The 22,394-nt window shown below is 35.1% G+C and carries 22 protein-coding genes and 1 tRNA gene; 17 read left to right on the forward strand and 6 right to left on the reverse strand.

Annotation, left to right across the window (positions count from 1 at the left end):
• Nucleotides 1–200: 200 nt before the first annotated feature.
• Together BUB95_RS06790 and BUB95_RS06795 are read left to right on the forward strand one after the other, a co-directional pair.
• Nucleotides 201–887 (forward strand): response regulator transcription factor, encoded by a 687-nt coding sequence (locus BUB95_RS06790; protein WP_073084586.1) that lies wholly within the window; start codon nt 201–203, stop codon nt 885–887.
• A complete protein-coding gene (locus BUB95_RS06795) occupies nt 887–1,927 on the forward strand; it encodes a sensor histidine kinase (RefSeq protein WP_073084588.1) in 1,041 nt (346 codons plus the stop codon). The genes BUB95_RS06790 and BUB95_RS06795 overlap by 1 nt, the downstream gene beginning before the upstream one ends.
• Here the strand turns inward: BUB95_RS06795 and BUB95_RS06800 are convergent.
• Nucleotides 1,910–2,953 carry a glycosyltransferase gene (locus BUB95_RS06800; protein ID WP_073084591.1) on the reverse strand — a complete coding sequence of 348 codons (1,044 nt, stop codon included), beginning with the start codon at nt 2,951–2,953 and terminating at the stop codon, nt 1,910–1,912. The genes BUB95_RS06795 and BUB95_RS06800 overlap by 18 nt on opposite strands.
• A 56-nt stretch (nt 2,954–3,009) precedes the next feature.
• Here BUB95_RS06800 and trmB point away from each other — a divergent pair, with 56 nt between their 5' ends.
• The 7 genes from trmB to BUB95_RS06835 all read left to right on the forward strand — a co-directional run bounded on the left by trmB (nt 3,010) and on the right by BUB95_RS06835 (nt 7,604).
• The gene (trmB, locus tag BUB95_RS06805; protein WP_073084593.1) at nt 3,010–3,684 is read left to right on the forward strand and encodes a tRNA (guanosine(46)-N7)-methyltransferase TrmB; all 675 of its coding nucleotides are present in this window, start codon (nt 3,010–3,012) and stop codon (nt 3,682–3,684) included.
• 3 nt (nt 3,685–3,687) lie between these two features.
• Complete coding sequence (locus BUB95_RS06810; RefSeq protein ID WP_073084595.1) at nt 3,688–4,326, forward strand: LysE family transporter; 639 nt, start codon at nt 3,688–3,690, stop codon at nt 4,324–4,326.
• Nucleotide 4,327: 1 nt separating this feature from the next.
• Entirely contained in the window at nt 4,328–4,660 is a 333-nt protein-coding gene (locus tag BUB95_RS06815) for an MGMT family protein (protein WP_073084597.1), read from the forward strand.
• A gap of 103 nt (nt 4,661–4,763) precedes the next feature.
• Entirely contained in the window at nt 4,764–5,906 is a 1,143-nt protein-coding gene (locus BUB95_RS06820; protein WP_073084600.1) for an Mrp/NBP35 family ATP-binding protein, read from the forward strand.
• Nucleotides 5,907–6,146 (forward strand): NifU family protein, encoded by a 240-nt coding sequence (locus BUB95_RS06825; protein ID WP_073084604.1) that lies wholly within the window; start codon nt 5,907–5,909, stop codon nt 6,144–6,146.
• 67 nt (nt 6,147–6,213) lie between these two features.
• Nucleotides 6,214–7,269 carry an NAD(P)/FAD-dependent oxidoreductase gene (locus BUB95_RS06830; RefSeq protein WP_073084606.1) on the forward strand — a complete coding sequence of 352 codons (1,056 nt, stop codon included), beginning with the start codon at nt 6,214–6,216 and terminating at the stop codon, nt 7,267–7,269.
• A complete protein-coding gene (locus BUB95_RS06835) occupies nt 7,269–7,604 on the forward strand; it encodes a 2Fe-2S iron-sulfur cluster-binding family protein (protein ID WP_073084608.1) in 336 nt (111 codons plus the stop codon). The genes BUB95_RS06830 and BUB95_RS06835 overlap by 1 nt, the downstream gene beginning before the upstream one ends.
• Here BUB95_RS06835 and BUB95_RS06840 read toward each other — a convergent pair whose 3' ends face one another.
• The 5 genes from BUB95_RS06840 to BUB95_RS06860 form a co-directional block, all read right to left on the reverse strand.
• Nucleotides 7,605–8,504, reverse strand: coding sequence for a metallophosphoesterase (locus BUB95_RS06840; protein ID WP_073084610.1), 900 nt, complete (start codon nt 8,502–8,504; stop codon nt 7,605–7,607). It abuts the gene before it with no gap.
• Between the two features lie 89 nt (nt 8,505–8,593).
• Nucleotides 8,594–9,772 carry an acyl-CoA dehydrogenase family protein gene (locus tag BUB95_RS06845; protein ID WP_073084612.1) on the reverse strand — a complete coding sequence of 393 codons (1,179 nt, stop codon included), beginning with the start codon at nt 9,770–9,772 and terminating at the stop codon, nt 8,594–8,596.
• Between the two features lie 61 nt (nt 9,773–9,833).
• Nucleotides 9,834–10,550, reverse strand: a complete 717-nt coding sequence (locus BUB95_RS06850) for a tRNA1(Val) (adenine(37)-N6)-methyltransferase (protein WP_073084615.1) — start codon at nt 10,548–10,550, stop codon at nt 9,834–9,836.
• Nucleotides 10,550–11,080: a ribosome maturation factor RimM gene (gene rimM, locus BUB95_RS06855; RefSeq protein WP_073084617.1), complete on the reverse strand. Its 531-nt coding sequence runs from the start codon at nt 11,078–11,080 to the stop codon at nt 10,550–10,552. Before rimM ends, BUB95_RS06850 begins: the two co-directional genes overlap by 1 nt.
• Nucleotides 11,081–11,141: 61 nt before the next feature.
• A complete protein-coding gene (locus BUB95_RS06860) occupies nt 11,142–11,642 on the reverse strand; it encodes a 30S ribosomal protein S16 (protein ID WP_073084619.1) in 501 nt (166 codons plus the stop codon).
• 166 nt (nt 11,643–11,808) lie between these two features.
• On the opposite strand from BUB95_RS06860, the gene BUB95_RS06865 reads away from it, so the two are divergent.
• The 8 genes from BUB95_RS06865 to BUB95_RS06895 all read left to right on the forward strand — a co-directional run bounded on the left by BUB95_RS06865 (nt 11,809) and on the right by BUB95_RS06895 (nt 22,381).
• Complete coding sequence (locus tag BUB95_RS06865) at nt 11,809–12,882, forward strand: DUF6252 domain-containing protein (RefSeq protein ID WP_073084622.1); 1,074 nt, start codon at nt 11,809–11,811, stop codon at nt 12,880–12,882.
• Nucleotides 12,883–13,081: 199 nt separating this feature from the next.
• Nucleotides 13,082–13,531, forward strand: a complete 450-nt coding sequence (locus BUB95_RS06870) for a ferritin-like domain-containing protein (RefSeq protein WP_073085136.1) — start codon at nt 13,082–13,084, stop codon at nt 13,529–13,531.
• A 157-nt stretch (nt 13,532–13,688) separates the two neighbouring features.
• Nucleotides 13,689–18,074 carry a DNA polymerase III subunit alpha gene (gene dnaE / locus BUB95_RS06875; protein WP_073084624.1) on the forward strand — a complete coding sequence of 1,462 codons (4,386 nt, stop codon included), beginning with the start codon at nt 13,689–13,691 and terminating at the stop codon, nt 18,072–18,074.
• A gap of 128 nt (nt 18,075–18,202) precedes the next feature.
• Nucleotides 18,203–18,520 carry a thioredoxin gene (gene trxA, locus BUB95_RS06880; protein ID WP_073084626.1) on the forward strand — a complete coding sequence of 106 codons (318 nt, stop codon included), beginning with the start codon at nt 18,203–18,205 and terminating at the stop codon, nt 18,518–18,520.
• A 69-nt stretch (nt 18,521–18,589) separates the two neighbouring features.
• Nucleotides 18,590–19,519, forward strand: coding sequence for a DUF58 domain-containing protein (locus BUB95_RS06885; protein ID WP_073084628.1), 930 nt, complete (start codon nt 18,590–18,592; stop codon nt 19,517–19,519).
• 75 nt (nt 19,520–19,594) lie between these two features.
• Nucleotides 19,595–19,668 (forward strand) — tRNA-Asp (locus BUB95_RS06890).
• A gap of 400 nt (nt 19,669–20,068) precedes the next feature.
• Nucleotides 20,069–20,236 carry a hypothetical protein gene (locus BUB95_RS14285; RefSeq protein ID WP_159432643.1) on the forward strand — a complete coding sequence of 56 codons (168 nt, stop codon included), beginning with the start codon at nt 20,069–20,071 and terminating at the stop codon, nt 20,234–20,236.
• Between the two features lie 117 nt (nt 20,237–20,353).
• Nucleotides 20,354–22,381, forward strand: a complete 2,028-nt coding sequence (locus BUB95_RS06895; protein WP_083573326.1) for a tetratricopeptide repeat-containing sensor histidine kinase — start codon at nt 20,354–20,356, stop codon at nt 22,379–22,381.
• Nucleotides 22,382–22,394 lie beyond the last annotated feature (13 nt).

The raw sequence follows: 22,394 nt of genomic DNA on the forward strand, positions 1-22,394 counted from the left end.
ATAAAAAGAATATTCACTTTAAGTAAATGATAGCGAGCATTTAAGACATCATTTTACAATTATTTAAATTTCGAATTTTTTTCTTCGACAAAATGTAATAATCTTCGACAAATGTTAGGTAATTGTTACCAATTTGTTATCAGTAAATTTTATTTAGGAGTTATAATTATATTTACCGTAAGTTATAATTCTACTTTATTTTGAAAAAGAGAGATATTAAAATTTTACTCGTTGATGATGAGGCCGACATTTTAGAAATTGTGGGTTACAATTTGTCTTCTGAGGGTTACCAAGTAACTACAGCCAAAAATGGTCTTGAAGCCATTGAAAAAGCAAAAAAGCACAAACCTCATCTTATAATTCTGGATGTAATGATGCCAGAAATGGATGGTATCGAAGCTTGTGAGAAGCTCAGAGAAATTTCAGACTTGAGTAATACGGTAATTACGTTTTTAACAGCTAGAGGTGAAGACTATTCTCAAGTTGCGGGTTTTGACGCTGGGGCAGACGATTATATTACCAAACCCATAAAACCTAAAGTGTTGGTGAGTAAAGTCAAAGCACTTTTAAGACGTTTAAAAGAATCAGATAATCCTTCGGACGCTATCACCAAAATAGGAGATTTAATAATCAATAGAGAAGAATACAAAATCACTAACAAAGGAGAAGAAATAATATTACCTAGAAAAGAGTTTGAATTGTTATCTTTATTGGCAACCAAACCAGGTAAAGTTTTTAAGCGCGAGGAGATTTTGGATAAAGTCTGGGGTAATGAGGTTGTTGTTGGCGGTAGGACTATCGATGTACACATTCGTAAGCTCCGAGAAAAAATTGGAGATAAATCTTTTAAAACAGTTAAAGGTGTTGGTTACAAGTTTGTAGACTAATGCAAAAGTCCCTTAAGAAATCTTATAAATTCGCTTTTAAAACTGCAGCCTATGTTACTATAGTAGCTTCGGTTTTTATGGCCTTATTCCTGCATTTTTTTCATGAATTAGATTGGGAATTTTTAATTTTTCCTTTCGCATGTTATGTGGTATGTTTCGCAGTTATTCAATATCGCGTAGAGAATTTTATATATCGTAGAGTCAAAAAAATCTATGACGACCTCACACTCTTAGAATCAACAAATTTGAGACAGCAACCCATAACAACGGATATGAAAACGCTGACCGAAGAAATTGATAAATATGCAAGAGATAAGAAGATAGAAATTGAAACCTTAAAGGTGCGTGAAGAGTACCGGAAAGAGTTTTTAGGAAATGTATCTCATGAGTTAAAAACACCTCTTTTTACAGTTCAAGGTTATATTGAGACCCTTCTCGATGGAGCTATGGATGATGAAAAAATCCGAAAAAAATATCTTACACGTGCCAGTAAAGGCGTTGAAAGACTTACTTACATTTTGAAGGATTTAGACATGATTACCAAGCTCGAAGTTGGTGATTTAAGTCTCAATTACGAAACTTTTGATATCGTAGAGCTGGTTCAGAATGTGTTTGACCTTTTTGAAATGAAATCTGCTAAAAAGAAAATTACACTCACTTTTGACACGGATTATATAACCCCAATTTTTGTTCATGCAGATAAGGAGCGTATTCAACAAATATTAAGTAACCTTATTGTTAACTCTATTAAGTATGGACTAGAAAGAGGAACAACAGAGGTGAGTATCGAAAATTTAATTAAAAACAAAGTTATTGTTCGAGTGACTGACAACGGAGAAGGTATTGCAAACGAACATTTAAGTAGATTATTTGAGCGTTTTTACCGTGTAGACAAAAGTGGTTCTCGTAAAGAAGGCGGTTCTGGATTAGGACTTTCTATCGTAAAGCATATTATTGAAGCCCATAACGAAAAAATCTACGTAGAGAGTGAACCCGGTGTTGGGAGTGAGTTCTCTTTTACTTTAGAAAAGGCTAAATAACTTCTTATAATTTGTTTCATAATCAAGGGTTGTAAAGCCAGAATACAAATTGTCAAACTGTAAGTTGTGTTGTGTCATTTTCTCTTGAGACACATATGGAATCACGAGGTTTTTTGCCAGTTCTTTGGCAAGATAAATCTGCTCAAACTGACCAGGTGTAGGTATAAAAACAGCTTTCTTTTCTAGTTTGGCTAAATCCATAATGGTGGTGTAACCTGAGCGTGATATAACTAATTCACTAGAGTTTATGGCGTCTTCAAGTTCATCACTTGTCATATAATTATACAACTCTATATTACCTAGTTTTGTAATTTTTTGCTGAGATTCAACAATTCCTCTTATAAATAGCACCTTTTTTTTTCGGTCTTTAAGAAGCACTAGTAATTTCTTCTCAAGTTTTGTGCGCTGTGGTTCTGGACCAGAAAGAATAACAAGTGTATCAATAGTTTTTTCAATGGCTTCCTTTTTAAAGCGACTCAAAGGACCAATGTATTTTAAATGTCCTAACTTTTGTTTAAGATGTCCCAGTTGGCCGCTAAAATTAGGCTCATATTCAAAATCCGGCACCCAACATTCATCAAACTTTTTTACGATTTTTTGATGCCATTTGCTACTAAACCAAGTCGTTTTTCCGCTCAGCACATTGAGTTGATGCGTTATATAGACAGACGGAATATCATCATGTCTTACACCAAAACGATTGTCTGAAATAATACCATCAATATGTTCAGCTTTAACAAGCTTGTTAATTATTGCTCTTTCAAGTTTTATGGTTTTTAAAATATGAGGCAAGGACTTTAAAAACTTCCATTTAAAACTATTCCCGTTTTTAGGATACGTAATGTTGTAAGAAGGTAATTCAAAAGCTTTGAGTTTTGGGAACTCTTTTTTTAATAATTCTAAAGCACCGCCGTCAGAAGCAATAATAGGTTCAAAATCATTCTGTAGGAGTGCTTTTATTATAGGAATACAGCGTGTGGCATGCCCTAACCCCCAATGTAATGGCGCAACTAAAATTCGTTTCATCTTAACAAAGATAAACCTAAAATGTTTCCTTAATTTTGCCGAAATATTAAATAATTGTGGGAAGTAAAAACAAATTAAAACGTTTTAAAGAAAACGAAACCTTCGAGAATGTATTTCAGCCTAAAAGAGAAGAGTTAACAGATGGAAATTATAAACTCAAAGGCAATTGGAATACAACGGTCTTTAAAAACGATAATCCAATCGTTTTAGAATTAGGTTGCGGTAAGGGCGAATACACAGTTGGGTTAGCAAAACGTTATCCTCATAAAAATTTTGTTGGTATAGATATTAAAGGTGCTCGTTTTTGGAGAGGCGCAAAAACGGCCTTAGAGGACAGTATGCCAAACGCCAAATTTATGAGAACCCAGATTGAATTAATTGAGTATGCCTTTGCTGAAAATGAAGTAGATGAGATTTGGATAACCTTCCCAGACCCACAAATAAAATATAAGCGGACGAAGCATAGGATGACTAATTTGCAGTTTTTAGAACACTATAAAAGAGTACTCAAACCAGATGGAATAATGCATCTAAAAACAGATAGTGAATTTATGCATGGGTATACTTTAGGGCTACTCCACGGCGCTGGTCATAAGGTCTTATATGCTAATCATAATGTTTATAAACTTGAAGGTAGTCCAGAAGAAGTTACAGAGATACAAACATTTTACGAGAACCAATATTTAGAACAAGACAAAGCAATTACGTATATTAGATTTCAAATTAACTAAATCTTGAGCATCACTATTGTCTTTTTTTTAGGCCTTTTTGTGGCTTTAATTGGTGTCATTCCTCCTGGATTATTAAATATGACAGCAGCTAAAATTAGTCTTAAAGAGGGTGCAGGACGAGGTGTTATGTTTTCTACTGGTGTATGTTTAGTCGTTTTTATTCAAACATATATAGCTGCAATTTTTTCTAGATATTTAAGTAATCGACCAGATGTTGTTGAGATTCTTCAGCGTGTAGCCTTTGTTATTTTTGTTTTAATTACCATTTATTTTCTGGTTTTAGCCTCAAAACAAAAAGAAGAAGCCAATCCAGTTGATGAAGATGATATTCGAAGTAAAAAAAGTCGGTTTTTCTACGGTATGTTTATGTCGGCGCTAAATGTGTTTCCTATTCCTTATCAGGCCTACATGACAATTACTTTGGCATCTTTTGGTGTCATGGATTTTGAGCGCGTGAGTATTATCACATACGTCACTGGTGCTGCAATGGGAACTTTTGTAATGTTGTATGTCTATATTTTCTTTTTTGATAAGATAAAAGACAAAGCATTTACCTCTCAGAAGAATATGAATTACATCATTGGCAGTGTAACAGGTTTAGTGGCCTTAATTACCTTTATAAATATTTTGAGAGAGATATAAAATGAAGCCTGAAACTGAGAGTTTTTTCGAGTGTGTTTACGAAGTTGCAAAACGAATTCCTTATGGGCGAGCAACGAGTTATGGGGCTATTGCAAAATACTTAGGAGCTACTAGAAGTGCACGTATTGTAGGTTATGCAATGAATAGCTCGTTTGGTAAAGATGTGCCAGCCCATCGTGTGGTAAATAGAAAAGGTCTACTCACAGGAAAGCATCATTTTGAAGGAACTAACCTAATGCAACAACTTTTAGAAAGCGAAGGCATTAAAGTAGTCGATAATCAGATTCAGAATTTTGAAGCCATTTTTTGGGACCCTTCAAAAGAGTTAGGTTAGCATATTTATAAACTGTATTCACTCATTGTTCTTTTCAATTTTCTTAACGAAAAATATAAACTTTTAGCAGTATCTTTGCATTTAGAATTAATCTAGATAAACATTGAAATTAAATAAACAAGAGATACTCAATGCGCTAAAAACCATTACAGTTCCTGGTGAAGGACAGAATATGGTTGATAGTGGAGCAGTAACAAATGTCGTAACATTTGCAGACGAAGTTATTGTAGATATAACCATTAAAAATCCTAGTCTACAAGCTCGTAAAAAGACTGAAGTGGAAATATTGCAAACCATTCACCGCGAGGTTTACGAAAAAGCAAAGATTAAGGTTAATATAAAAGTGGAAGCACCTGCTACGCCACAACCAAAAAATGAGATAAAAGGAAAACCAATTCCTGGAATTTCAAACATTGTTGCTGTTGCTTCAGGAAAAGGTGGTGTAGGTAAGTCAACAGTAACTGCAAACTTAGCAGTGACTTTAGCCAAGATGGGATTTAAAGTTGGTGTTTTAGATGCTGATATTTACGGGCCTTCTATTCCAATCATGTTCGATGTTGCTAATGAGCGCCCACTTTCAGTGAATGTAGATGGAAAATCAAAAATGAAACCCGTAGAAAATTATGGCGTAAAAGTCCTATCAATAGGTTTCTTTACAAAGCCAGACCAAGCCGTAATCTGGCGCGGACCAATGGCAAGTAAAGCTTTAAATCAAATGATTTTTGATGCTGCTTGGGGTGACTTAGATTTCCTATTACTGGATTTACCACCTGGAACAGGTGATATTCACTTAAGTATTATGCAAGCCTTACCTATTACTGGTGCAGTTGTGGTGAGTACACCTCAGAACGTTGCATTGGCAGATGCAAAAAAAGGTGTGGCTATGTTTCAGCAAGACAGCATCAATGTCCCAGTTTTAGGAATAGTTGAAAACATGGCGTATTTTACCCCTGAAGAGTTGCCAACGAATAAGTATTATATTTTTGGACAAGAAGGTGCAAAGCATTTGGCTGAAGATTTAGAAGTGCCGTTTTTAGGAGAAGTGCCAATTGTACAAAGTATTAGAGAAGCTGGCGATGTCGGTCGTCCAGCAGCGTTGCAAACAGCAACTCCAATAGAAGAAGCTTTTGAAACAATCACTAAAAATGTGGTAGAGCAAGTTGTTTACAGAAATGAGAATTTACCAGAAACAGAAGCAATAAAGATTACAACAATGGCAGGATGTTCTGCTGTAAAAAAGAAATAAATGAGTTCAGAAGAATTAAAGTTAAATGTTGAGAAGGCGCTAGACGAAATTCGTCCGTTCCTTCAGAGTGATGGAGGCGATATTTCTTTACTGTCAATAGAAGACGATAAATTAGTAAAAGTACAACTTCAAGGTGCTTGTACCTCTTGCAGCGTCAATCAAATGACACTGAAGTCTGGTGTAGAAATGACCATTAAAAAGTATGCACCTCAAATAGAAAAAGTGATTAATGTGGAATAGTAAAGTGACTTTTGTCACTTTCTATTATGAAGCGTTAGTTTAGTTTTGCTTTCAATATTAGAAGTCAATGATTACAACAGATATAATTATTATCGGTGCTGGCCCAACTGGGCTTTTTGCCGTTTTTGAAGCGGGTTTACTAAAATTAAAATGTCATTTAATTGATGCTTTACCTCAACCAGGCGGACAATGTTCTGAGATATATCCAAAGAAACCTATTTACGATATTCCTGCTTATCCCGAAATTCTTGCTGGAGATTTAACGGACAAGCTCATGGAGCAGTGTAAGCAGTTTGAGCCAGGTTTTACTTTAGGAGAGCGTGCTGAAACTATAGATAAGCAAGAAGATGGGTCGTTTATTGTAACCACAAATAAAGGTACTCAGCACAAAGCACCTGTCGTAGCTATTGCTAGTGGCTTAGGAAGTTTTGAGCCTCGTAAACCATTGTTAGATAACATTACAGATTACGAAGACAAAGGTGTAGAGTACATGATTAAAGAGCCAGAGATGTACCGTGGAAAAGACGTCGTTATTGCTGGAGGAGGTGATTCTGCATTAGATTGGAGTATCTTTTTGGCTGATGTAGCTTCAAATGTTACATTGGTACACCGTCGTAATGAATTTAGAGGGCATTTAGATTCTGTAGATAAAGTGCAAGAATTAAAAGATGCAGGTAAAATTAATTTAATCACACCTGCTGAGATTACTGCTATTAACGGTAATGGAAAAGTTGAAAGCGTTGAGGTGACTAAAAAAGATGAAGCGCCTTTCAATCTTAAAACTGACCATTTTATTCCTTTGTTTGGCTTGTCTCCAAAGCTAGGTCCAATTGCTAATTGGGGGTTAGAGATTGAGAAAAACGCCATTAAAGTAAATAATGCTTTAGATTATCAAACCAATATTCCTGGGATTTTTGCCATAGGTGATGGAAACATCTATCCCGGAAAATTAAAGTTGATTCTTTGTGGTTTTCACGAAGCTACGTTAATGTGTCAAGCAGCTTACAAAATCATAAATCCAGGAAAGCGATATGTTCTAAAATATACAACCGTGAGTGGTGTAGATGGTTTTGATGGGACACGTAAAGAAGCACCAAAGGCTGTTGTCAAAACAATCGACTAGTGGATAAGAATGATGTAACGATAACAATTATCGACCGTGATGGTGTAACCCATCAAATTGAAGCACCAACGGATATGGCTATGAACCTAATGGAAGTTGTGCGTTCATATGAGTTAGCTCCAGAAGGTACTATTGGTGTATGTGGAGGCATGGCGATGTGTGCATCTTGTCAGTGTTATGTAAAATCAAATCACGAGCTTCCAGAAATGCAAGACGACGAAGAAGCTATGCTTTCTGAAGCATTCTATGTAAAAGATAATAGTCGTTTGGGTTGCCAAATCCATATTACTCCAGATCTTGAAGGCTTAGAAGTAGAGTTGGCTCCAGAGAGTTAATTATTCAGTTCTGTAATCAATTAATTTCGTCGGTCCCTCCAATAAGATTCTTACAATTTTTAGAGTGCCATCATCGGCTGTGGCGATTTGCCATTTTATGAGTGAAATAGCGCCGTTTTCAATTTCAAGGCCTGTAATACTTCTTGGGTGCACACAACTCCCATCATTAAAAAAAGCAATATCACCAGGTTCAGGAAAACGTGGTCTGTGGGTATGTCCAGCTATAGTAATTAGGTTGTCATTTTCTGTAATCCACTTTTTGGTTCTGCGCTCTACTTTAATGAGTTCTTTATAATTTTTCGCTGGGCTAGTAGGGTCAGCAATGCCCATAACGTTTAAAGGTTTCCATAGAATACGTACCATGAAACGGCTCACTTTCCAAAATAAATAATTCCACCAATCGGCTTGATGGCCGTGACATAGAAATAATTCTTGCTTAGTTTCAGAATGTTCTAAGACGATACCTTCATGATACTTAATATCACAAAATAAATCTTTGTTTTCTCCCGTTTTTGGGTCAAAATAGGTGTTGAGGTGTTTTTTAACATAACTTTCATTACGATAAACCATATCATGATTTCCCCATATCATATGTAGTCTGCCTTCATCATGAAACTGCTTCATAAGCATGTATACATTCTTATGTGCATATAGCAAAGAACTAAAGGATAAATTTTCCCAAAGCTCGTCACCATCTCCTAATTCAGCATAATTAAAACCTTCATTATAATAATGCTTCAGGGCATGAAAGTAGATGTTTCTGTTGTTTGCAAAATCGTCAGCAAAGCTATTATCGCCACGATGACAATCGCTAAATAGAATAAATTTACTCGAATCATTAAACGGAATACGAGCAGCATTTTTGTAAGCCTTGTCTAATCTTTTTCTTGCTGAAAACATAAAGTAAATTTAAATAAAAAATGCTTCCTGTGATTAAGGAAGCATTTATATTATAAGCTTAGGTTAGTTGCCAACTGAAGCCCAGCAACTTATTTAAAAGCATTAAATCCAGTAATGTCTAGACCAGTAATTAATAAATGAATGTCATGTGTACCTTCGTATGTAATCACGCTTTCTAAATTCATCATATGACGCATAATAGGATATTCTCCTGTAATGCCCATGCCGCCTAACATTTGTCTAGCCTCACGAGCTATTTTAATAGCCATATCTACGTTATTGCGTTTTGCCATAGAAATCTGAGCAGATGTTGCTCTGTCTTCGTTTTTCAATTGACCTAAACGGAAAGCTAATAATTGTGCTTTGGTAATTTCTGTAATCATCTCAGCCAATTTCTTCTGTTGAAGCTGAAATGCGCCGATTGGCTTGCCAAACTGTATGCGTTCTTTAGAATATCTCAAAGCTGTGTCATAACAATCCATAGCGGCACCAATTGCACCCCAAGCAATACCATAACGTGCAGAATCTAAGCAACCAAGTGGTGCTCCTAAACCAGATTTGTTTGGTAATAAATTTTCTTTTGGAACTTTTACATCTTGGAAAATCAACTCTCCAGTAGCTGATGCTCTTAAGGACCATTTGTTATGCGTTTCTGGTGTGGAGAAACCTTCCATACCACGCTCTACAATGAGTCCATGAATGCGTCCTTCTTCATTTTTTGCCCACACCACCGCAACATTACAAAACGGCGAATTACTAATCCAAAGTTTAGCACCATTTAGCACATAATGGTCTCCCATATCTTTAAAGTTTGTGGTCATGCCACCAGGATTACTTCCGTGGTCTGGCTCCGTTAACCCAAAACTTCCCATCCATTCGCCACTAGCTAATTTTGGTAAATATTTTTGGCGTTGTTCTTCAGTGCCATATTTCCAAATAGGATACATGACCAAGGATGATTGTACCGATGCTGTACTTCTTACGCCAGAATCGCCACGCTCTATCTCTTGCATGATTAAACCGTACGATATTTGGTCTAAACCTGCACCGCCATATTCTTCTGGAATGTAAGGGCCAAAAGCACCAATTTCTGCTAATCCGCCAATGATAGATTTAGGAAATTCTGCTTTTTGCGCAGCGTCTTCTATTATAGGTGAAACGTCACGTTTTACCCAATCACGAGCTGCGTCACGCACTAATTTATGTTCTTCTGAAAGTAAATCGTCAATATTATAATAATCTGGAGCTTCGAATAAATCAGGTTTCATTGGTATCACATTTTTAATGAAACAAAAGTAACGAAAACGTTTTCAGTGAACAACCAAACTATTACATTTTCAAGTAGAAATCTTTGGTAAGATTAATGTAATCTTCAGTGTAGTTGTGTCTTCCATTTTCAATAATTAATTCTGAAATGGATAGCTCTCTTTTTTGAAATGAAAACTCAATCAGACTTCGTTTTATATTAGAGTGCGAATCGCCTTTTACATGAAGTATTCGGGAAGGGAATAAATTGAATTTTGATGCGAGTTCAATAAAACGTTTTTCTTCATTAAAGGGAATAACAACTGAGAACAAACCATTTTCTGACAATAGTTTTGAAACAGCATAAACCAAATGCTCAAAAGGCATGGCGTCTTGAAATCTAGCTAAATCTCGTGAAGCGTTTTCAGTTTTGTAATCTTCGGAATAAAAAGGTGGATTGCAAACGATGGAGTCGTATTTATCATCGACTTCCTCTGTATATTCTAAAAGCGAGGCGTGATAACAAAAAAGGCGGTCGCTCCAGGGCGAATTTTCAAAATTATCGGTACATTGCTCGTAAGCATTTGTATCTATTTCTATGGCTTCAATAAGTTGAGCGTTTGTGCGTTGTGCTAACATTAGCGATAATATACCAGTACCCGCGCCAATGTCTAGTATAGCAAAAGGGTGATGCTCTACAGAAGCCCATGCGCCGAGTAAAACACTGTCTGTGCCAATTTTCATGGCGCAGCAATCTTGTTTTATTTCAAACTGTTTAAACTTAAAAGGAGCGGAACTCATTATTGGGAAAGGTATAAATCTATCAATCCTTGAGGTGTATTAACAATTACCGTTTTGTTGTCTCTATCTATTTTAACGATAAATTCGTCATTCATTGGTACTAGGATTTCGACACCTTGTCTATCCACTTCAAACAATGCTTGAGAAGTTGTGTCATTAACACCAACTATTTTTCCAACTAAACCAAAATTTTCATCTTTCATTGTAAAGCCAATGATTTCATGAAAGTAGAACTTGTTACCTTCTAGTTTTGGGAGTAGCTCTAAGGGAAGATATAGGTCAGATTTTAAAAGTGCATCAGCATCGGCTTCAGTGTCTACATCTTCAAATTTTAATCGTAATAAGTCAGATTTATGCAATTGAGATGCTTCAATGAAAAATGGGACGAGATTCCCTCTTAGGTCTATAAAAATAGCATCTAAATTATCGTATAAATCAGGTTCATCCGTATCTAGTTTAGCTAAAAGTTCACCTTTAAAGCTATACTTCTTTACTATTTTTCCTAAATAAAAACAATCGTCTTTTTTCATGATTTGAAATAAAAAACCCAGACACAAAATGTCTGGGTTTAAAAGTATAAAAATTAATTTTTTATTCTTCTTCGTTTGAAGCTTCAGTTTCCTCAGCAACTTCTTCTTCTACAACAGGAGTTGCAGCAGCAATACGTGCCTCGTTAACCGCTTTTTCAGCTTCTAATGCTTTAGCTTTAGCATCCGCATCAGCTTTTGATAAGCCATCAGCTTTAGCTTGTACTTTAGCAGCTTTTTCTTCTAACCAAGCGTTGAATTTAGCTTCAGCTTGCTCTTCAGTTAAAGCACCTTTAGTAACACCACCAGCTAAATGCTTCTTTAACAAAGCACCTTTGTAAGATAAAATAGCTCTCGCTGTATCTGTTGGTTGTGCCCCATTGTTTAACCATTGTACAGCACCATCAACATCAAGTTCTATTTGTGCAGGGTTAACGTTTGGGTTGTAAATACCTAATTTCTCAAGGTATTTACCATCTCTTTTTGCGCGAGCATCAGCCGCAACAATCCAGTAAAAAGGTTTTCCTTTTTTCCCGTGTCTTTGTAATCTAATTTTTACAGGCATAATAATTAATTAGTTGAGGTTCTCGACCTCTGTTATTAATGAGGGCGCAAAGATAGTATATTTTTTTAATTTTCAAGCTTTTATCTTAGGTAAAGATATATCGAAAAAATAATATACTTTTGACAGCTATTATACGTTATAAAAACTGCTGATTAAAGAAAATAAGATGAATAAAAATATCTTTCTTATATTAATAATAGCGCTCTTTTATGGTTGCGCTGAGGAAATAGAATTTAGTAACCCTGCGGTTCAAGGTAATTTTGAAGGGCAAGCTTGGAGGGCAACTGTACATACGGCTTCTACAAAAGATGGAGGTTTAATAGTAAGGGCACAAAGAGGAAGTGAAATATTGCTTTTATTCACAACACGTACTGATGTGGGTCAGTATCCTTTGGGTAATAATAATCAAAGTGAAGCAAGATTTAGAGGAGCTGATTTAATCACTTATTCTACTTTAAATGCACCTGATTCTTCAGTACAAGTTTTTCCTTCAGATGGACTTATAGAGATTACGGAATTGAATTCTGTTACAAATACAGTAACAGGAGAATTTAGATTCAATGCATTTACTGTAGATGGTCTTAATTCTGTAAACTTTATTGATGGTGTTTTTTTTCAAGTCCCAATACGCGAAAATATTTTAGAAACTACAGGCGGCTCAACATGTGATTTGGCTTCTGCAGCAATTAACGATTTACAGACTGAGATAATGGCTTTTGAACCAGCACCAGATGTGGATTTGTGCTTGCAATATCAACAAGCATTAGAAGTGCAAGTCTCATCGTGTGTTGATGTTGATGGGTCTTTACAAATGATGTTAGATAATATTGATTGTGAGGATAGTGATGGAGATGGACGTCCAAATTCGTTTGAGGACATAAATATGGATGGAAATCTTGACAATGACGATACGGATATGGATGGTATTCCAAATTATTTAGATGATGACGATGATGGAGATTTTGTTCCTACGGCCATTGAAAGGGGAGATTTAGATGGAGACGGTATCCCAAATTATCTAGATGTTGATGATGATGGAGATGGCATATTTACCATTTTTGAAGCGCCAACAGCATCTCAAAATACGGACGGAGATTCATTGTTCGATTATTTAGATACTGACGATGATGGAGATGGTATATTGACAATAGACGAAAACCCTGATCCTAACGGAGATGGTAATCCGGATGATGCTGTAGATACAGACATGGACGGTACGCCAGATTATTTACAGAATTAATAATAACATTTAATGTTATAAAAATGCCGTTACCAAGTAGCGGCATTTTTTGTTAAACCCTGTTAAATCAAGTGTTTTAATGCTAAGACTTGTTAAAATATTTTGTTTTTTGACCTCTACCTGTTATACTATTTTTGTGATGTGAAACAATAAGCATCTTAAAATAAATTATTGAATTTTTAAAATGATAAAAGATAAAATGAAGTACGAAAAAATTATTTCCGACAAGTTAAACGAATTACTAATTAAAAACTATGATGCAGAAAAAGGATACATCAAAGCCATGAAAGAAGTGGATAATGTAAACTTAAAAAACTTTTTTAGCAACAGAGCAGAAGAAAGAAGTCGTTTTGCACGTCAATTAAGAACTGAAATTTTAACATATGGCGAATTACCAGAAGACTCAGGAAGTTTTAAAGGAACGATTCATAGAAATTGGATGTCGCTAAAGGCAACATTCTCATCTGATAATGAAGAAACCATTCTGGAAGAAGCTATTAGAGGAGAAAAAGCAAGCCTAGATGAGTATAATGAATTAATCACCGATACGAGCTTCCCAACTAGGTTAGTAAATCTATTGCGTGAGCAAAGAAACGCAATTGAATCTGCTATTAAAAGTGTAAAACTATATGAAGAAGTGTTGTCATAATACTTAATTAATAATAACTAAAGGCCACGTGAAAACGTGGCTTTTTTTGTTTACAACTGTTTATAACTTTGGTTGCATATACCCTTTAATTCTCCTTATTTTTATAGACTACTTTTTAAAAAAGATAGCGTATAATTTTTCAGTTAAATAGACAGGCATGTATTTAATTTTTGATACCGAAACTACAGGTTTACCCAAGCGTTGGGATGCACCAATTACAGACGTAGACAATTGGCCACGCGCTATACAAATTGCTTGGCAGTTACATGATGCCATGGGTAATTGTATTGAGCATCAAGACTATCTAATAAAGCCAGATGGTTTTAACATTCCTTATGATGCCGAAAAAATTCACGGTATTTCTACGGAGTTAGCGGAAGAGCAAGGTGTTTCTCTAGCTGAGGTTTTAGAGAAGTTTAATGTTGCCATGTCTAAAACAAAATTTATTGTTGGACAAAATGTAGGTTTCGATGTTAATGTTATGGGTGCTGAATATGTGCGTGGAGATGTTGCTAATCCATTGCAAGAATTACCTGTTTTAGATACCTGTACAGAGCATACAGCTGCGTTATGTCAGATTCCTGGAGGTCGTGGCGGAAAGTTTAAATTACCGACACTTACTGAGCTTCATGAGTATTTATTTAACCAACCTTTTGCAGAAGCTCATAATGCTACTGCCGATGTTGAAGCAACAACACGTTGTTTTTTAGAACTATTAAGACGAAGAGAATATACTAAAGAGCAACTCGGTGTTCAGCCCGATTATTTTGAAGAATTTGGACAAGTAAATCCTTCAAAAATTGAAGGTATTGGCTTAAATCATGTTAATCTTAAGCGAGAAAGTGCAAAAATTAATGCGAGACTTCAAAAGGAGCAAACGGGAGTCATTCCAACAGGGACTAACAAAGAAGCTGCTTCAAAATTAGCTGAAGCAGAGTTTGTCCATCTGCACAATCATTCGCAATTTTCAATTCTTCAGTCTACAATAAGTATCAAGGATTTGGTTGCTGCGGCAGCAAAGGAAAACATGCCTGCTGTGGCGCTTACAGACCATGGAAATATGATGGGAGCTTTTCATTTTGTAAGTGCTATTTCTGCGCACAACAAGAGCGTAAAGGCACAGCACGCTGAAGCCGAAGAAAATGATGAGGAAAAGAAATGTAGAATTATAAAACCAATTATTGGTTGCGAGTTTTTTGTTTGCGAAAATCACGAAGACAAAACCCGAAAAGACAATGGTTACCAAATCGTATTATTAGCTAAAAATAAAAATGGCTATCACAATTTAGCAAAACTTTCTTCTGCAGCTTTTACTAATGGCTTTTACTACGTGCCAAGAATTGATAAAAAGCTTATTGAGCAATACAAAGAAGATTTAATTTGCTTAACAGGAAACCTTTATGGCGAAGTGCCGAGCAAGGTTTTAAATGTTGGAGAAAAGCAAGCTGAAGAGGCGTTAATTTGGTGGAAAGATACCTTTAAAAACGATTTGTATATCGAATTAATGCGCCACAATCAAGAAGATGAAAATCGTGTTAATCCTGTATTAATTCAGTTTGCGCAAAAGTACAATGTAAAGCTCGTCGCCACGAATAATACCTATTACGTAGAACAAGAAAACGCCAATGCACACGATATTTTACTCTGCGTAAAAGATGGCGAAAAACAAGCAACACCAATTGGCCGTGGTCGTGGTTACCGTTACGGTTTGCCAAATCAAGAATATTATTTCAAGTCTTCGGAAGAAATGAAGGCGTTATTCAGAGATATTCCTGAAGCTATTGTGAATATTGAAGAAGTCATCGATAAGGTTGAAGCTTATGAGTTGGCACGAGACGTATTGCTTCCTGCTTTTGATATTCCAGATGAATTTGAATTTGATGAAGACAAAGCCGATGGCGGAAAACGAGGTGAAAACGCCTATCTAAAACACCTAACTTACGAAGGTGCAAAAAAACGTTATGGAGAAATTACAGACGAAATAAAAGAACGTCTCGATTTTGAACTTTCTGTTATTGAAAACACAGGTTATCCAGGATATTTCTTAATTGTAGAAGATTTTATTCGTGAAGCTCGTAATATGGACGTTTCCGTTGGTCCAGGTCGTGGTTCGGCAGCAGGTTCTGTAGTCGCGTATTGCCTTTGGATAACCAATATAGACCCGATTAAGTACGACTTACTTTTTGAGCGTTTCTTAAATCCAGATCGTGTAAGTATGCCAGATATTGATATCGATTTTGATGATGAAGGTCGTGGCCGCGTTATGCAATATGTCATTGATAAATATGGTGCTAATCAAGTGGCTCAGATTATCACTTACGGAACAATGGCTGCAAAATCCTCGATTAGAGATACAGCGCGCGTGTTAGATTTACCGCTTAACGAAGCCGACCATATAGCCAAGCTAATTCCTAATATGTCTAAGCTAGGTAAGATTTTTGGGAAAAGTGAAAAGGAACTGGCTAGTAAATTCCGTGCAGAGGAATTAGATAAGGTTAACCAATTGCTTAACATATCCGATGGCGAAGATTTACAGGCCGAAACCGTTAATCAAGCAAGAGTTTTAGAAGGCTCCGTAAGAAATACAGGAATTCATGCCTGCGGTGTTATTATAACGCCTGGAGATATTACTAATTACGTTCCGGTCGCCACAGCCAAAGATTCCGATTTATACGTTACGCAATTTGATAACTCAGTCGTGGAAAGTGCCGGATTATTAAAAATGGATTTTTTGGGATTAAAAACCTTGACGCTTATCAAAGACACGGTAAAAATCGTTAAGGCAAAGCATGGGATTACACTCGACCCAGAAAATTTTCCGTTAGATGATGAAGAGACTTATGCGCTTTTCCAACGTGGTGAAACGGTTGGGATTTTTCAGTACGAATCGCCTGGAATGCAAAAACATATGAAGCATCTTAAACCAACAGTTTTTGATGATTTAATTGCAATGAATGCCTTGTATCGTCCAGGTCCAATGGAATACATTCCAAGTTTTATTCGCCGTAAACATGGTGAAGAAGATATTATCTACGATTTACCAGAAACTGAAGAATACTTAAAAGAAACTTACGGAATTACGGTTTACCAAGAGCAAGTGATGTTGTTGTCTCAAAAATTGGCAGATTTTACCAAAGGTGAAGCGGATGTTCTTCGTAAAGCCATGGGTAAAAAGCAGAAAGCGGTTTTGGATAAGATGAAACCAAAATTTATTTCGCAAGCTGCAGCCAAAGGCATGGATGAGAAAAAGCTAGAAAAAATCTGGAAAGATTGGGAAGCTTTTGCGAGTTATGCTTTTAACAAGTCGCACTCCACATGTTATGCTTGGATTGCCTACCAAACGGCGTATCTAAAAGCACATTATCCTGCAGAATATATGGCAGCGGTTTTGAGTAATAACATGAATGATATCAAGTCTGTTACCTTCTTTATGGAAGAGTGTAAGCGTATGCGTTTGCCGGTACTTGGGCCTAGTGTTAATGAGAGTTATTATAAATTCTCAGTAAATAAAGATAATGCTGTGCGCTTTGGTATGGGTGCCATAAAAGGTGTTGGTCATGGCGCCGTTAAAACCATTGTCGAAAATCGAAAAAAAGATGGTAATTACAAATCTATCTTCGATTTGGCAAAGCGTATAGATTTAAGAGCAGCTAATAAAAAATCTTTTGAAGGTTTAGCAAATGCTGGCGGTTTCGATTGTTTTGAAGATACACACCGCGCACAATATTTCGCTCATGATGGAGATGGCATTACATTCCTTGAGAAAGCTATGAAATACGGTGCTAAACATCAAGAAAACGAAAACTCTGCACAAGTAAGTTTGTTTGGTGAGGCTAGTGGTGTTGAGATTGCTGAGCCACAAGTTCCACCATGTGAAGATTGGGGAACAATGGAAAAATTATCTCGTGAAAAAGAAGTCGTTGGGATATATATTTCAGGACATCCTTTAGATGATTTTAAAATTGAAATGAAAAGTTTTTGCAACGGTGTTATCGCAGATTTTAATGATTTGGATAAAATGATTAATCAAAATATAAAGTTTGGCGGCGTAGTCACCGAAGTGCAACACCGAATAAGCAAACAAGGTAAAGGTTGGGCAATGTTTACGATTGAAGATTATTCAGATAGTTTTGAGTTTCGGATTTTTGGCGAAGATTACTTAAAGTTTCGTCATTTTTTAGTTCAAAATTCTTTTGTGCATGTACAAGCTTTTGTGAAAGAAGGTTGGGTCAATAGAGAAACGGGTAAAAAAGGAGAGCCGCGTATTCAGTTTAATAACTTTCAGTTATTACACGATGTTATGGATACTTATGCTAAAAAATTATCTATACAGTTAGACATTCGAGATTTAAAGGAAAACACAGTCAGTGAACTTGAGAGTCTTTTTAGAATGCATAATGGAAATAATCAACTCAGCTTTATAGTATACGATAGTGAAGACAAAATAAAGTTGAATATGCCAAGCCGAAAGCAAAAGGTGAAAATTTCGCAAGAGTTATTGAATACGTTGACGGATAGTGACATTAAATATAAGTTGAATTGATATCGAATAATAATAATTCAAAACAATATAATCATAGCCAAATCAAATACTATGATTGTAAGGTTTGGCAGAATTTTTGACTAATTTTGTATATCAAATTAAAGTAGAATACAATTAAACTAAATATTATGGCATTAGAAATAACAGATGCAACTTTTGAAGAGCAAGTATTAAATAGCGACAAGCCAGTAATGGTAGATTTTTGGGCAGCATGGTGCGGACCTTGTCGTATGGTTGGACCAATCATTGATGAGATAAGCAATGAATACGACGGAAAAGCTGTTGTTGGTAAGGTAGATGTAGATGCTAACCAAGAGTTTGCTGCAAAATATGGTGTAAGGAATATTCCAACAGTTTTAGTTTTTAAAGATGGAGAAGTTGTTGGTCGCCAAGTAGGTGTTGCACCAAAGAATGCTTATGCTGAAGCCTTAGACGCTTTATTGTAAACTCAATACTCTAAAAGAATTGATAAAAGGTTTGTCTGTATGGCAAACCTTTTTTAGTTTCGGTAACTCATGGATTTAAGAAAAGAATTAAATAAAGCAGGTGGTTTTAAAAACCTTGAATTGTTAGCCAAACAAGTGGTTGAAGGTTTCATTGCGGGTATGCATAAAAGTCCGTTTCATGGATTTTCTGCAGAGTTTGCTGAACACAAAATTTACAATCAAGGCGAAAGTACAAAGCATATCGATTGGAAGCTCTATGCTAAAACCGATAGATTGTATACAAAGCGTTATGACGAAGAAACAAATCTCCGCTGTCATCTTATTGTAGACAGTAGTGCGTCAATGCATTACCCTGAGTCAGCAGGTTCCACAATAGATAATTTGAATAAAATTTCCTTCTCAGCTTTAGCTGCGGCATCCTTAATGAATATCTTAAAAAAACAGCGAGATGCAGTCGGCTTAAGTTTATATAGCGATGGTTACGATTTTTATGCACCAGAGAAAGGGAGTGAGCGTCATCATCAAATGTTATTAGGTAAGTTAAGCGAAGCGGCAATCAATAAAAAAGAAACTAAAACTACAGAAACCTATAAGTATTTACATCAGATTGCAGAGAAAATTCATCGTCGCTCGTTGATTTTTGTATTTACAGATATGTTTCAAACTTCGGAAGAAGATGAAAAGATTTTCGAAGCGCTTAGACACTTAAAACATAATAAGCATGAAGTCGTGGTTTTTCATGTGTTTGATAAAGAAAAGGAACTAACTTTTAATTTTGATAATAGACCAAAACGATTTGTAGATGTAGAAACTGGAGAAACCATAGATTTATACCCAGATACGATTAAAGAGAACTACGAAACAAGCGTAAAAACATATTTTAAAAACTTGAAATTACGTTGCGGACAATACCGTATTAAATACGTTGAAGCCGATATTAATAAGGGCTTTGATAGTATTTTAACTACATATATGATTGAGCGGCAAAAATTTGCTTAAATAAAGTGATATTTTTTCTTTTTTTATTTGCGGAATTAAAAATGCAGTGTATATTTGCCCTCGCAATTAAGCAACGGTCTGGTAGTTCAGTTGGTTAGAATATCTGCCTGTCACGCAGGGGGTCGCGGGTTCGAGTCCCGTCCAGACCGCAAAATTGCCCAAGCTCTAAGAGATTAGAGCTTTTTTTGGCAATAAAAGTGTTGTGTTGTTCTAGGAGAAATCCTAGAGTAGTTGTAAGATTCCTAAGAAAATTAGGAAATTACCAATGAGAAGCTTTCCTTTTTTCTGTTTAGAAAATCGGAATGCTTTTTTGTTTTATGACTGTTTTTCAAAAGAAATAAAGCGCTTAATCGATAAAATAATACATTTAATCGATTAAATGACTATTGAAGCCAATTTTTCCTTTCATTTGTTGTCCTCTTTGATAAAGCCCTAAATCACTTATCAAGAATCTATATTAATCCATTGACGCTTTTACATGTACGTAAAGGCTTTTCTTATTTAGTACGCTATTAAAAACTAAAACGTAATAAACTAAATAAGAAACTTATGAAAGCTTTAAAAATCTCCCTGCTTTTAATTGCTGTTGTTGTATTAACTGTATCAGTTGTATCTAAGGATAACGCTGTGCAAGATGAGACTAACACTTACAAAGAGTATAATTCTAATAAATTAGTTTTAGGAAAGAAAAAGAGAAAGCTACAGGCTGCAGGGTAATTTATCCAATCTTATAATTTCAAAATAGTCCTTTCCTTAATTGGAGAAGGGCTTTTCTCGTTTATTTATATGAAACTATATCCTTTTTTATATATTTTTGAATAAACACCAAATTATTTGAAAAAATTTCTCTTTATTTCTTTAATTCTAATTGTTTTATTCAAGAACCAATTTTATGCTCAAGATAAAGAAATACTCGACTCAATAAATAAAAATTATTGGTTGACTAAAGATGATAATCTTGACGTTAAAGACAGGCTGAAGTTCGCAATAGAAGCTAAAAAATACGCAGACAGATTTGATGTTGATTCAATACAGCTTAGGGTGCAAAGGCAATTGGCTCTAATGTTTTTTTTAAATGAGAATTATGACTCTTTTGTAAATATAAATAAAGAAAATTTAGAATTAGCTTCAGAATTAAATGATTCCTCTGCAATAAGAGTTGCAGGCAAAAATCTGGGTTCATATTATTTGTATATAGAGCAGAACGATAATTCTTATTATTATTATTCAAAAGCACTTGATTATTTTAAGGGTAATAGTATAAATATTGAAAAGGCAGAAATACTACTCGCGTTAGCAGATATTCAACAAGAAGAAAAAGCATATAATGGAGCTGAAGAAGATGCAATTAGTGCAATTAAAATTTTAAATCTACTTCCAAAATCTGAGCAAGTACTTGAAACCTACTGGAGTCTTTACAATATATTAGGCTTTATCTCGGAGAATACACTTAATAAAGAAAAGACTCTTGAATATCACGATAAATCAATTTCATTTTCTAAAGAAATGGAAGACGGGTTTCTTTACGAAATAGCTTCTATTAATAATAAAGCAAATGCTTATCGAACATTTGGTGAGTACGAAAGAGCTTTAGAATTATATCAAAGTCTTTTGGAATTAAAACCAAAATACCAAGAAGAGGAACTAGACTTTTACCCTACTTTATTAATAAATATTGCAAAAACGAAGTTAGAATCTGGAGATTACAAATTTAGCCAAACTGAAAGTTTTCTGAAAGAAGCTTATCAATCATGTGTAGATATCGATTATCAGAATGGCATTATGGCTGCCTCCTTAGAACTAACACGATTATATTTAAAACATAATAAGCTTGATTTAGCAAGAAAGTATGGCAACGAAACCTTAAAAAAATCTAACGAAGTCTCTAATAACGAATATAAAATGGGTGCTTTATTGGAGCTTTCTTATTTATATGAAGATGAAAAAGGAAAGGACTATTTAAGACAACATATTAGGCTTCAGGACAGTCTTCAAAAAGAAGAGCGATTAGTTAGTAATAAGTTTGCTCGTGTAAAATTTGACACCGACCAAATTGAAGCTCAGAATGAACAAATATCAAAAGAGAACTTTTATTTATTACTTCTCTCAGCTGGTCTTTTACTAACAGGGACTCTAGTTTATATTATATTATCTCAGCGTGCTAAAAATAAAGAATTAAGATTAGTACAAGAACAACAAAAGGCAAACGAAGAGATTTATAATCTTATGCTTGGTCAACAAGATAAAGTAGAAGAAGCTCGTGCTCAAGAAAAGATAAGGGTATCTAAAGAACTTCATGATGGAGTTCTCGGTCGACTTTTTGGTGCCAGATTAAGTCTAGACAGTCTTAATTTCTCAGAAGGTAAAGAGGCTATGATGAATAGAGCTAATTACATCGGTCAGCTAAAAACTATAGAAGACGATATCCGAAAAATATCTCACGAAATGAATACGGATTTTGTGTCGGGTTCTGGATTTATGGATATCGTTTCAGAACTTATAGAAAACCAAACAAAGGCCTACGGATTAACTTATAGTTTTAATTATACAGATGATTTTAGTTGGGAGTTTGTGCCTAACAAAACCAAAATAAATATTTACAGAATTTTACAAGAGTCCATGCAAAATATCTATAAGCATGCAGAAGCTAAACATGTTAAAATTGATATTTTAAGAAAGAAAGATGAGATAAATATCTACATTGTAGATGACGGTAAAGGTTTCGATACTTCTAAATCAAAAAAAGGTATTGGACTTAAAAATATGGCATCCCGTGTTTCTGATATTGATGGAAAAATTTCATACAGATCTCAATTAGGAAAAGGCACTTCTGTAAAAGTTAAAATCCCCTACAAAATTTAATTAACCTACTAAC

The organism is Winogradskyella jejuensis (genome assembly GCF_900129745.1).
Lineage (GTDB): Bacteria > Bacteroidota > Bacteroidia > Flavobacteriales > Flavobacteriaceae > Winogradskyella > Winogradskyella jejuensis.